Below are 12926 nucleotides of genomic sequence, written 5' to 3' on the forward strand. Positions count from 1 at the left end.
GTTTTGCTATGAAGCTGAACGAGCGCCACCTCATGCAGCTCGCCGCGGTGCTGGATGCCGGCGGCGTGTCGGAAGGAGCCGCCATGCTGGGCTTGACCCAGCCGGCGGTCAGCCGATCCCTGGCCATGCTGGAGGCGCGGGTGGGTGAGCCGCTGTTCCTCAAGGGCCGCCGGCCGCTGCAGGCGACGCCGCTCGGCTTCCAGCTGGCGGCGCAGGGCCGCACGATCATCACCGCGTCCCGCAAGGCGTCGGATGCGGTGCAGGGTTTCATGAAAGGAACGAAGGGCGTCGTGCGTGTCGGCGGCGTGCCTTTCTTCATGGACGCGATGATCAGCCGGATGATCGGAGAATTCCAGAAGCTCGAACCCGAGGTCACCGTTCAGCAGAGCTATATGAACCTGCCCGAGATGGTCGCGGCGCTGGACAGCAACCAGATCGACCTCGGCATCGTGCCGATCGGCGTTCTCGACCTTGGTCCCGGCTTCGAATTCACCGAAATCCTGCCCGGACGCAATGTCGTGGCTTGCCGGCCCGATCATCCCCTGCTGCGAAATCGCCGCCTCAGGGCGCATGACCTGACCAGCTTTCCCTGGGTGGCTCCCCTGCCCGGCTCTCCGCTGATGTCGGACCTGCAGATGATCCTGATGAGCATCGGCATGTCGGACCTGAACATCCGCTATTCGGGAGGCTCGCTGATGAGCGTGATCAACTTCCTTGCCGAAACCGATGCGTTGGCCGTGCTGCCATTCTCCGTAGTCTTCGCGCAGCGCAAGGAGAGCCGGGTTACGGTGCTGCCCTATGAAATCCCGCAGCCCAGCCGCTCACTCGGTATCCTTCGCCGGGTCAGCGGACCACGCTCACCGGCGGCAGAGCGCTTCGCGGGCCACGTCACGACCGCCTTCGAAAACCTGAAGCACATCATTAAACGGCATGAGAATGCCGTTGTCTGGGGACGGTAAACCAGCCTCGCTATTCGAATGATGCGGTAGCGTCACACAACGCGCATGTTTCCTCCAGCCGGAGGCGCTTCATCCCCGCGTCGCCGGTTAGGCTCGACGGCCGCCCGCCCCCAAAAGCCGTCGGGCCGCCAGAAATCCCAATATCCTATTGGTCACGCCCTCCTCCACCTCGCCATCACTGCGTAAACGCTTTGGACATCTGATCCGCAAAGGGTTTCAACAGATAAGACCAGACATTGCGTTCGTCGGTGCGGATATGAACCTCGGCGGGCATACCTGGCCTCAGCACCTTCGCTTCGGTCAGGCAGCTTGATTTGCTTTCAACCTTGATACGCGCCGAAAAATAGGAAAGCTGACGTTGCGGGTCTTTAATCAGATCTGCCGAGATGTGTTTCACTGACCCTTGGCAGACCGGAGTGGTTCCCACGTCGAACGCCGGAAAACGGATCGACACCGGCTGCCCAGGCCGGACGTCGTCGACCCGCGACGGAGGGATCAGCGCGTCCACCACAAGATCGTCGGTATCAGGTACGATGGTCATAAGCATCTCGCCAGGCGCGATAACGCCGCCGACGGTATGGACAGCCGATTCCTGTATCGTTCCGGACTGTGGCGCGCGGATCGTTGTCTTGGTCAGTTCATCCTGCGCCACAATCCTCCGTTCGTTGAGTTCGGTCTGCTTGGCTTCCGTCTCGCGGAGTTCGGTCGTCACGTCGGTGCGCCTTTGGTCATCCAGCTGCAGCATCTGCAACCCCGTTTCGCTGATGCGCGCCTGGGCTTCAGCTACTGCTGCAGCGAGGCGCCCCGATTCTCCCCTGGCCCGGGTGGCATCCAACTTGATGTTGCTTACCCTCTCCTTGGAGACGAGTTTTTTGGCGTAGAGGGAATCAACGTCGGCGAAATCCTTGCTCAGCAGGGCAACCGATTCATCCACCGCGCTCTGTTGCGCTTTAAGACCGTCGATCTGACGTTCAAGTTGCTGGGATTGGCTTCTCAGCTGTGCCTTCTGTCCAGCCAAAGCCGAAGAGCGCGTTTCAAAGAGAGCGCGTTCGCCGTTGACGAGCGCAGCCAGCTCCGGTTGGTTCATTCGCGCTTTCAGGCCGACCGGCAGCTGCATTTCCGCCAAGCCCGTGCGCTCGGCCTCCAGCCGGGCGAGGCGAACGGTCGCGCGATCGAGATCCTCGCTGATGATTTGCAGGTTCGCGCGTGTCAGCGTGTCATCCAGCCTGACCAGCACGTCGCCGGCTCGCACATGATCTCCGTCCTGCGCGAAGATCCCGCCCACTGTTCCTCCGGTTTGATGCTGGACCTTCTTGACGTTGCTTTCTACCACCACGGTGGCCGGTGCAACCACGGCGCCGGCGATCTTGGTCAATCCCAGCCACAGGCCGCCGCCAAGGACCAGCAGACCTGTAATCACCAAGCCGAATATCAGGTTGGCCCGTATACCGTCCGGCAGATCTGGCGAGCTCACGGCAGGTCCTTTGCTGCCACGAAGGGTCCGGGCATAGGACGAGAAGGTGACGAATGTTTCGAGCAGAGCCTCATGCATGCCCGGCAACCCCCGGTATCGGCGCCAAAGAAGATGGCCGAGGTGAAACAGGCGGTGAAGGTCGGAGCACGTTCGCCAAGACCTCCTCGCGCGAGCCAAAGGCATGAACCGTCCCGTTCGACATAACCAGCACCTGATCGATGTTGGCGAGTGCCGAGGGACGATGCGCAACGACAATGACGATGCCCCCGCGCTGACGCACTGCCCGTATGGCGCCGGCCAGGGCAGCGTCTCCATCCACGTCGAGGTTCGAGTTCGGTTCGTCGAGCACGACAAGGAACGGCTCGCCATAAAGTGCTCGGGCGAGACCCACGAGTTGCCTCTGCCCTGCCGACAGGGCCGCTCCCCCCTCCCCGATGCGGGTCTGAAATCCCTGAGGGAGTTGCATGATCATTTTCTCGACGCCGGCGGCTCTTGCCGCCGCAAGGACGCCTTTTGGATCCGTCTTGCCTCGGAACCTCGAAATGTTGTCTGCTACCGTGCCGTCAAACAACTCCACATCCTGCGGCATGTAGCCGATATGGGCGCCGAGATGTTCCGAGTTCCATTGATCGAGAGAGGCGCCGTCCAATCTCACCGAGCCATGGAGCGGCTTCCACACCCCGACCAACGAACGGGCCAGCGTCGTCTTGCCGGAGCCGCTCGGGCCGACGACGGCCATTCCAGCCCCCCTCGACAGGTGGAAACTTACATTTACAACGGTCGGTCTTGTCAGGCCGGGCGGCGCGACTGTCAGTTGCTCGACGGCAAATCGTGCCTGTGGACGAGGCAATTCCATCGGATCGTCCTGACTGCCAAATGCAGCCATGACAGCTGCCAGCTCGCTATAGCTGCGCCGGGTCGATAGAAAACCTCTCCAGTTTGCAATCGCCGCGTCAACTGGGGCCAAGGCCCGGCCGAGCAATATGGAAGATGCGATAATCACCCCAGGAGAAGCTTCACCGCCGATGACCAGGTAAGCACCGAGCCCCAGAACGCCGGATTGCAGACCCATGCGAAGCGCCTTCGAGAAGGAACTGGCGCCACCGACGACATCCGAGAGGCGCTCCTGCTGACCAAGATATGCGCGGCTGACGTCGCTCCAGCGTCGAGCCAGTCGACCAGAAAGCCCCATTGCATGAACAACCTCGGCGTTGCGCCGGGCGGAGTCGGCAAGCGCCCGTTGCGACGACAAGCCTTCGGAGGCGCGCGCGGCCGGACCACGGCTAAAGACTTCCGCAACCGCCGTCAGGAGGACCACGGCGATCGCGCCGACGGTTGCCAACAAGCCGAGCAAAGGATGGAGCAAATAAATGATCACCAGATAAAAAGGGATCCACGGAGCGTCGAAGATGACCGTCGGTCCCGTTCCGGAAAGAAAGCCGCGCAGTCGGTCAAGATCGTGCAAAGGCTGCAAGCGGCCCGCATCACGTCCTGCCTTGAGCGGCAAGGACAGGGAGATGGAGAACACCTTTTCCTGCAAATTTCTATAGAGAAGACTGCCGATGCGGACCAGCACGCGAAGCCGCACGAAATCCAGGAGCCCGTAGACCGCATACAAGCCCAGCATGCCGATCGTGAACCCCACCAGGGTTGGAACGCTCTGCGACGGCAGAACGCGATCGTAGATCTGCAACATATAGACCGAACCGGTCAGGGCGAGAATGTTTATCACTGCCGAGAACAGCGCCACGCCAAGCAGCCCAGGCATGCAGGCGAGAATGGCGGAACGCAGCTCGGGAGAACCGGCCCCCGATGTTTTCATGACCAGCGGTCGTTCGCGCGACACTGCCGCGCCATTACTTCCGTAAATTGTGATGGCTCAAACCTTTCTTGGTGCGCATAGCAGCCGCTATCCGTCGCCCCCCTTATTACGCTCTGCTTACATACGTCGACTTTGAGGAAAATGCAGCGGATTCGTGGCGCAGGACCAACGAAACGCGACCCGCAGCGTGCACAGGCTGGGGATAACTCCCCCAAAAAACGGCAATTCACGCTAGTAACGCAGTCCAGAATGGAACACGCAAAAGGGGCTTATGTCCTTGCTTCCACACACTTTCAAAGACGCCACGGTCGTTGACACAAAATACCTGATGCGGAGCAACAACTTAGATCAATCAAACCTTTTGTCGTTCTGTATTCTGTATTTGATCTCGTCCCGATACACCAATCACCCGAGCAGACCATCAGTCTCCCAGACTTCCAGAGGCGGCAAATTGACGACCGTCAGGCCGGCACGCCGGATCGTCATTCAAACGGAGGAGGACGGTGATCGAGCCTGACGTATTGTGGTTTAACGCATGCGCAGGGATGGCGACTGGAGGGCTCGTTCACCTCGGGGCGCTGGCCGACGGGTTCGACTGGCCCCATCTGTGACGGCTGCCAACCTGCCCAAGGAGGCGGATCGCGCCTTCGCCATCGTCGTTATCAGAGCGGACGCCGCGTTAGCCGTGCGTTATCCGCGTAGTGGGGTGTTGCGTGGAAAAGAAGTATCGGAAATTAAGAAGAGCTGTCTGGGAAACGATATATAGGGTCAGCTTGATAACCCCGAATTTCTACGTTCTGAACTACCCCATAGCAGCAGCGGGATTCTTTAACGGGAACAACAGGTTCCCAAGACGGGTTTCCAGTCAATCGGCTACGATAAATGATTTTATATTTGACAGAATGATACGAAATAGATGGGGATACCTGGAGAAGATTTGCGTTGATAAGCATTATGCTAAGTACATAGCTAGTGGAATCGCAGGCCTTAAAATCCCAAAGACGATCTCTGTATTCAAGATAGATAGAAATACGACGGCAGATGACATTTTACTTTGGATCCAGCCTTTCCTCGGACGTCATTTCGTGATGAAGCCGACCCATTCCTCTGGAAAAATTATATTCCTCGACAAACCGCTCAATAGGAAAACTCTAGAGGAATTCTTAAATTTCTCTAAGAGGTCGTACTTTAATATCGGACGAGAGACACAATATTATAAAATGGAAAAGAAATTAATTGTCGAAGACAACATTTCTACTGGTGGTGAATTAAGTGACTACAAATTCTTTTGCGTTCGCGGCAAGGCAATTTATCTTCAGGTCGACGTCGGTAGATTTGTTGATCATAAAAGGGCTGTCTTTTCTCTTCCGGATTTTAAGCAGATTGATGTCATGTATGGTTATGACCTACCAGAAAACGTAGAAAGGCCGGAAAATCTCGAAAAAATGATCGAGATCGCGGAAACGATATCTAGGGATGTTGAGTTTGTCAGGGTCGATTTGTACAGCATTAATGGTGACATATATTTTGGAGAGATGACTTTTTCTCCATGCGCTGGGTCGGATCATATTTCAAACGAGAGTTGGGCCATCGATTTTTTAAATAGGATCAAGGCAGAAAGTGCTCCTAAAGCAGCGATAGGTGGCCGCTTCACGTCGCAAGCGGCACGATCTTTCGACCGTCAAGTTGGCGGGTGAGCCGCGAGGGCGTCAGCGCAAGCCTCGGTTCATGTGCCGAGACACCCCCAATTGGCTTTCCCCTAGTTGGGGATAACCCGGTCGGGAAAGGCGGATATTTCCCAATCACGCGGCTCAACAATGAGCCGGATGAGAGGGGCTTATGTTGTTGTTGCGGCACTGTTTTAAAAGACTTCGGTTGACCGAAGCGGAACATCTCCTGCTGTGCAGCAATCCTGTCGGCGATCAAAGATTCTATCCAGCGGGTGTCGTATTTGATTTGGGCCTAATATGCGCCGTCAACTAAGCAGACGTGGGGCATAACCGAATCAACCAAAGGATTTTTGGATGACACTCCACTACGCGTCCGGTGGATCAGCCGCCGAGATCGCAACCGCCGGATTCAATCTGGCTGATGTTCAGTACGTTTCGCAAGTCAATGCCTTGCCGGATGGCATGAAAGGCTTGGTTTATCTCGGTGAGCACGACGGAGTAACTTCGTCTTTCATTGATAAAGTCACTCCCTTCATAGGTAATCCAAATGTGTTCGGGTTTTACCTTAGCGACGAGCCTGATCCGACAGGCAAGTGGGGCAGCTACGCAACCGCTGCAAACCTAAAGGCGGAATCCGACTGGATTCATTCTCATGTTCCCGGCGCCAAGACCTTCATCACGATGATGAACTTGGGCACGGATGGCTCCCCGAGCTACATGAACCCGAACGACCCGGCCCACGCCGCTTACAATCCGGCGAATACGGGCATCGATTTCTACGGTATCGGCTATTACCCCATCAACAACACTTCGGCTCCCGACTACACCCATATCGACAAGATGGTTGCGGCTGCCGGTGAAGCAGGCATCCCGATTGACAAGATCGTCCCGCTTTACCAGGCGTTCGGTGGTGGCAACTGGGAAACCAGCGCTGGCGGCAAGTTTGTCATGCCCACCGCTGCCCAGGAGCAGGCCATGATTGATCGTTGGGCCGCACTGGTTCCGTCGCCGGCCTTTGACTATACCTATAAATGGGGAACGCAGAATGGCGACACCGCGCTTGAAAGCGCCTCGGAACTGAAAGCCTTTTTCCTCCAGCACAATCTCGAGGGCACCCATGCCCCGGTCTCGCCCCCGGTTAGTGATCCTGTCACGCCCCCGGTCAGTGATCCGGTCGGCACACCGACCACACCTCCTACTCACGTCGGCACCCCTGCTCCCACCGCGCCGGCCCCGTCGGGCAGCGATCATGTCTTCCATGGCACGCGCGGCGCAGACGTTTTCCACGCAACCAGGGGCAATGACAAATATCTCGTCAACAATGCTCATGACAAGGTTATGGAAGCGCCAAACGGGGGCTTCGACAAGGTCGCGGCCTCGGTGAGTTACGCTCTTACGGCGGGATCACATGTCGAGCAGCTCTCCACCGCCAATTCCGGTGGCAGGGCGTCCATTAACCTGACCGGCAACGAATTCGGTCAAGCCATCTATGGAAATGGCGGTGCCAACAAGATCAATGGCGGCGGTGGCGCCGACAAGATGACCGGCTATGGCGGCAATGACACCTATTACGTCGACAATGCCCACGACAAGGTGGTGGAGCAGAGAGGAAGCGGCCTCGACAAGGTTCTTGCCTCGGTGAGCTTCGCTCTTTCGGCTGGCTCGCACATCGAGCAACTCGCAACCACCAAGGCGTCCGGCAAGGCCGCCATCAATCTGACCGGCAACGAATTCGGACAGACCATTCACGGCAATGCCGGTAACAACAAGATCGACGGTGGCGGCGGGGCCGATACGTTGACCGGGCACGGGGGCAGAGATGCCTTCGTGTTCAGTACCGCCCTTGGTTCTGGAAACGTCGACAGGATCACTGATTTCAACAAAGCCCAGGACAAGATCCACCTCGACCATTCCATCTTTGCCGGTCTCGATCAGGGGGGCCTCTCGTCGGACGCTTTCTTTGCCGGCAAAGCGGCGCATGACAGTTCCGATCACATTATCTACAACAGTTCGACCGGAGCTCTTTCTTTCGACAGCGACGGCGTCGGAGGCGCAAACCAGATCCATTTCGCGAGCCTCTCTCCGCATCTGTCGATTACCGCATCGTCTTTCCTGGTCACCTGACGCTCCAGCGACGAATGCCTTAAAGGTCGGCGAGGTCTTGGTGCCTCGCCGACAGTCGTTTGGGCCGAGCGTCCGAACTTCGCGCCCATCAGCGAGCCGCGGAGTTCAGGTCCGCCACGCCTTACTCCAGCCACTCATCGTACCCACTTCAGGCAATGCCGTGGGGGCGTCCCGGTGAGACTGCGTCGGCAAGACAGGAGGGACATTAGCGCTCCCCACTGCGAGGGAATCTCGCCTCACTGGTCCTACCCCTTTCCAAACATCATGGTGTCATTCAAACGGACGAGGACAGGAACCCGGCCTCCCCATAGCGTGCACTCGGGCGGGATGCGCTCATAGGTGATGAAACCGGGCCGTGGCAGCATCGAGAGCGTCAGTTACTCGATTGCCCGCCGTGTGCGCTGGGAGAGGCAGATGAACCCACATCTGGTCTGCGTGGGAGGCGAGGATCACGCCTTGAGAGTTCCCTTCCTCATCGCGCTGCGAGAGAAAGGCTTTCGCGTTACGGCGGTCTCGAGCGGTTCTCCCGTACCGTTTTTAAGGCATGACATTTCGCATCACAGGTTCTCCTTCGACCGGTTTGCATCTGGCGGCGGAGAATGGCGTGCTCTCGGAACGATGCGCCGATTGATGCGGGAGCTTCGGCCCGACATCATCCAGAGTTTCGACACCAAGCCAAATCTGTTGACGCCCCTTTCCATGCGGGGAACAGTTCCGGTTATTCGCACCATCAACGGGCTGGGCTGGACGTTCTCATCTCTGGCGCCTCGCGCTTTGGCCCTGCGTCCGGTCTATTGCGCGCTGCAATGGCTCGCGTCTTCGTGGACGGCGGCGACCGTTTTCCAAAATCGTGATGACCAACTGTTCTTCGAGCGCTTTCGGCTGACCGGTCGCGGAAGCTCGCGACTGATACGCAGTTCCGGAATCGATGTCGATGCGTTCGCAACGGTGCGCCATCTCGGGTCCTCGGCAACGAAGATGCGTAAGGAACTCGGCCTCCAGTCCGCTGAAGTGGTGATCTTTGTCGGCCGCTTGACCCGTCAGAAGGGTGTGGGAACCCTCCTCGAGGCGGTTCCTCGCGTCGTGGCCGAAAGACCAGCAGCACGATTTGTGCTTGTCGGCCCGCGAGAATCCGAAGGCTCATTCGCAATCGACAAGTCCGAGATCGACCGGCACGCATCTCATGTGCTGGCCTTGGGTCCACGACGCGATGTCGCTGATCTCCTCGGCATGGCCGATGTATTCGCCTTTCCCACCCAGTATCGCGAAGGAGTACCGCGTGTGTTGCTGGAAGCGGGGCTTTCGGGACTGCCAATCGTGGCTTCCAGGATGCCAGGCTGCAGAGACGTCGTCGAAGACGGGTGGAATGGCTACCTAGTTGCACCGCATGACGCCGATGCCCTTGCCTCGCGAACAATAGACTTGCTGTCCGACCGCGCTGGGGCAAAGGCAATGGGCGTCCGTTCCGCTGAACTTGTGCGGGAGCGATTTGCCCTGCCGTTGGTGGTCGATCAGTACTGCGACCTGTACGAAAACACACTCCGCGCGGGGCTTCCGCGACCGCTCCCTGCTGTCGCACTTGAGGGCACCCTCGCAGATCACCGGGACGGAGCACGTCAATGATCCGGGACGCCTTGCTCGCCCTGGGAGTTGCGATGTCCTACGCGACGCAACTGGCCGTTCCGGGATTGCCGCTCGGCTATGGCGAATTGTTCATCGCGATCTGGATCGTTCTGGCGATTGGACGAATATTCGCCGGGGGTCGTCTCCAGGTCACACCCGCTTTTGTCCAACTGGCGAGCTTCTGGCTGATCTTGTCGCTGGCTTTGGGAATCGGCACGATCGTCGGCTACCTGACCACCGTCCTTTACTTGACCGGGCTGGCACATGACCTGATGGCCTACATGCTGCTGGCCGGCTTCACATGCCTGGCGGCCGCGGAGCCCGACGCCGATCGTCACCTTCGCCGCAGTGCCTGGTGGGTGATCGCCATCGCCAATGGAAGCTTCGTAATTCAGCTGGGATTGGCATTTGGGGTAGCCCACCAGCCCGGCGTCGACCCCTGGTTCTGGGACAGATTCCGTGGCTGGTCCGAGAACCCGAACCAACTTGCGCTCTATTGCGCGCTTTTTGGCCCCCTGGCTTTGCACCTTGCCACGACCACCCGTAACCCATGGCGCCGTTTGCTCGCATTCTCCAGCCTGATCCTGACCTTTTATGTCGGCCGGCTGACGAAGAGCGACACCTATCTCTACACCAGTATCCTGAGCTGCCTCGTCTTTCTCGGATTGCGGCTTCGTGCATGGATCGCAACAAGCGGTCGCGCCAGCCTGCCCCGCTTGGCAGCAATTGTGCTGTTGGCGGGTTCCTTGCCTTTAGCGCTGGCGATGACGCCGTACGCGCTCACCGAAGAGGCCAGCGTCGCCCATTTTGCCAAGAGCCTTACAAAGGACCAGGGTGGGGAAGCGACACTCGAAACGTTCGAACTCCGGCTCTATCTGTGGCAGGATGCGGTGGAAACGGGGTTGAAATCCGGGTCCCTGGGATTAGGCCCTGGGCCTCACCTCGAGCGCCCGCCCGTCGCCGACCGTCAATTTCTACAGCGACCTTTCGAGGCCCATAACACCGTTCTTGACCTTTACCTGCAGGGCGGATTGCTTGCGGTGATGGCATTGGTCTGGATCGTGGGAGCCGCAATGTCGCTTGCCTGGCGAGCGGGATTCGACGCGCTGCTGGTGCTCGGTGCGTCGACGATAATCTTCAGCATGCCTCACCTGATCATCCGCCATCCGATCGTGTGGTTTTCGCTGGCTTTCTGCCTCGTTGCCGGAAATCCGACCGCACTTCGGCCGCAACTTGCCGAGCCCAGGGTGCCCTAAATGTGTGGGATCGCCGGAATTCTATTGGCTTCCGATGCCACAGACATAAAGCCGCTCCAAGCGATCGGGCGGATGACCGCATCGCTGCGTCACCGGGGCCCGGATGGCGAAGGGCTCTGGGCCGACCGCGAGGCTGGAATCGCATTGGGCCACAGGCGATTGGCAATTGTCGACCTGTCAGCCGCCGGGCACCAGCCGATGCATTCTGCCAGCGGCCGGTACGTGATCACCTTCAACGGTGAGATATACAATTTTCGCGATTTGCGTCGCGAACTCGAGAGTGCGGGCCAAATCTTTCAAGGCGCCAGCGACACCGAAGTGATGCTCAGCGCAATCGAGCATTGGGGGCTTGAAACCGCCCTCAAACGCTTTGCCGGAATGTTCGTGTTCGCATTGTGGGATCTGAAGACAAGAAGCCTTTATCTGGCCCGTGACAGGATGGGCAAAAAGCCCCTCTATGTTGCTTCGACCCGAGACGCATTGGTCTTCGCCTCTGAGCTGAAGGCGATCAACACCTTTCCGGGCTTCTCTCCCGACCTTGATCTTGATGCCGCGGCGGCAATGCTTTCAACGGGATGGGTGCCGGACCATCTCTGTATCTGGCGAGGCGTGTTCAAACTGCCGCCTGGTTCCGTCCTTTCCATCACCGCGGCGAATTATGCCGAAGACCGCAGCGCGGACCGTCTTTCGCAACGCGTTCACCGCTGGTGGTCACTGGCTGACGTTGCAGCCGATGGGCGACGGAACCCCGCTACCGGCACCGACGAAGATCTGGTTGACGAACTGGACAACCGGCTTCGGCTGGCCGTGCGGGAACGCATGATCGCCGACGTCCCTCTGGGCGGCTTCCTGTCGGGCGGGATCGACAGCTCAGCCGTGATCGCCCTGATGCAGGCTCAATCCTGCAAGCCGGTTCGCAGCTTCACGATCTCGTTCGCAGAGGGCGGCTTTGATGAAGCTCCATACGCAGCGGCCGTTGCCCGTCATCTGGGCACCGACCACTCCGAACTTCACCTCTCGCCCAGCGCCGCACGCGACGTCATTCCCGAGTTGCCGCAGGTCTGGGATGAACCCTTCGCCGATGAATCGCAGATACCGACCTTGCTCGTTGCCAGGCTCGCTCGTCAGCACGTCACCGTAGCGCTGTCGGGCGACGGCGGTGACGAATGCTTCGCAGGATACGGCCGCCACTTCATGGCGGAGCGGTTGAAACGACACCTGCGCCTGCCCCGGCAACTGCGCCGAACCTTGGCGGCAGGGGCAGGTTTTTTCGCACGCGCCGGACGCGACGATGTCATCGGCAAACTGCCACTCTCTGCGAGCGCGAGGCATTTTATCCGGAGCGACCGGATGGAACGTCTCGCCCGGCTGCTCGCGGCATCGAATGAAGACGAATTGTTTCAGCGGCTGGCGCGGCCACAGGCTGAAAACCTGGGACGTCAGCGGCCCACCGAACCAATCTACGGCCACGGCGGTCCGCCGCTTGACGACCTGCTCTCCCGTCTTCTGTGCGATGACATGGCGGGGTACTTGCCTGGCGATATCTTGGTGAAGCTGGACCGTGCCACTATGGCCAACAGCCTTGAGGGCCGGTGTCCTCTGCTTGACCACCGCGTTGTCGAATTCTCCTGGCGGCTGCCATCCAACATGAAAGTTCGTGATGGCGCCGGCAAATGGATCCTTCGTCAATTGCTACGCCGCTATCTCCCGCAGCACCTGATCGAGCGTCCGAAACAGGGCTTCGATGTCCCTATCGCAGCATGGCTGCGGGGTCCGCTGCGCAACTGGGCCAGCGATCTTCTCGCCGACATGCGAGCAGAAAGCAGTGACGTATTGGACGCTGCGAAGATCGACGCCTGCTGGCGCGATCACATTGATGGCCAGAACCGCTCGCGCGAATTGTGGTCCGCATTGATGTTCCAGGCCTGGCGGAGCCGAGCCAACCGGCAAGCACAGCAAACCGGCCCAATTCATGAACCCGATCTGGCAGGAGTATAA

8 protein-coding genes are annotated in these 12926 nt (G+C 58.9%); 6 read left to right on the forward strand and 2 right to left on the reverse strand.

All coding sequences use genetic code 11. The annotated features are described in order from the left end of the window. Positions 1-8 precede the first annotated feature (8 nt). Positions 9-959, forward strand: coding sequence for a LysR family transcriptional regulator (locus tag LB519_RS11190; protein WP_013533101.1), 951 nt, complete (start codon positions 9-11; stop codon positions 957-959). 175 nt (positions 960-1134) lie between these two features. On the opposite strand, the gene LB519_RS11195 is transcribed toward LB519_RS11190, so the two are convergent. Continuing rightward, positions 1135-2511, reverse strand: coding sequence for an HlyD family type I secretion periplasmic adaptor subunit (locus LB519_RS11195; RefSeq protein ID WP_013533102.1), 1377 nt, complete (start codon positions 2509-2511; stop codon positions 1135-1137). Next, a complete protein-coding gene (locus LB519_RS11200) occupies positions 2504-4255 on the reverse strand; it encodes a type I secretion system permease/ATPase (RefSeq protein WP_224619975.1) in 1752 nt (583 codons plus the stop codon). The genes LB519_RS11195 and LB519_RS11200 overlap by 8 nt, the downstream gene beginning before the upstream one ends. A 713-nt stretch (positions 4256-4968) precedes the next feature. Between LB519_RS11200 and LB519_RS11205 the strand changes: the two genes are divergently transcribed. The 5 genes from LB519_RS11205 to asnB all read left to right on the forward strand — a co-directional run bounded on the left by LB519_RS11205 (position 4969) and on the right by asnB (position 12926). After that, positions 4969-5952, forward strand: coding sequence for an ATP-grasp fold amidoligase family protein (locus LB519_RS11205; RefSeq protein ID WP_224619986.1), 984 nt, complete (start codon positions 4969-4971; stop codon positions 5950-5952). Between the two features lie 327 nt (positions 5953-6279). Then, complete coding sequence (locus LB519_RS11210; protein ID WP_224619988.1) at positions 6280-8049, forward strand: calcium-binding protein; 1770 nt, start codon at positions 6280-6282, stop codon at positions 8047-8049. A 414-nt stretch (positions 8050-8463) separates the two neighbouring features. Beyond that, on the forward strand, positions 8464-9672 hold the full coding sequence (locus LB519_RS11215) for a glycosyltransferase family 4 protein (RefSeq protein ID WP_224619990.1): 1209 nt from the start codon (positions 8464-8466) through the stop codon (positions 9670-9672). Beyond that, positions 9669-10928, forward strand: coding sequence for an O-antigen ligase family protein (locus tag LB519_RS11220; RefSeq protein WP_224619992.1), 1260 nt, complete (start codon positions 9669-9671; stop codon positions 10926-10928). Before LB519_RS11215 ends, LB519_RS11220 begins: the two co-directional genes overlap by 4 nt. Further along, positions 10929-12926 (forward strand): asparagine synthase (glutamine-hydrolyzing), encoded by a 1998-nt coding sequence (gene asnB, locus LB519_RS11225; protein ID WP_224619993.1) that lies wholly within the window; start codon positions 10929-10931, stop codon positions 12924-12926.

Source organism: Mesorhizobium sp. AD1-1 (assembly GCF_020164655.1).
GTDB classification, from domain to species: domain Bacteria; phylum Pseudomonadota; class Alphaproteobacteria; order Rhizobiales; family Rhizobiaceae; genus Mesorhizobium; species Mesorhizobium ciceri.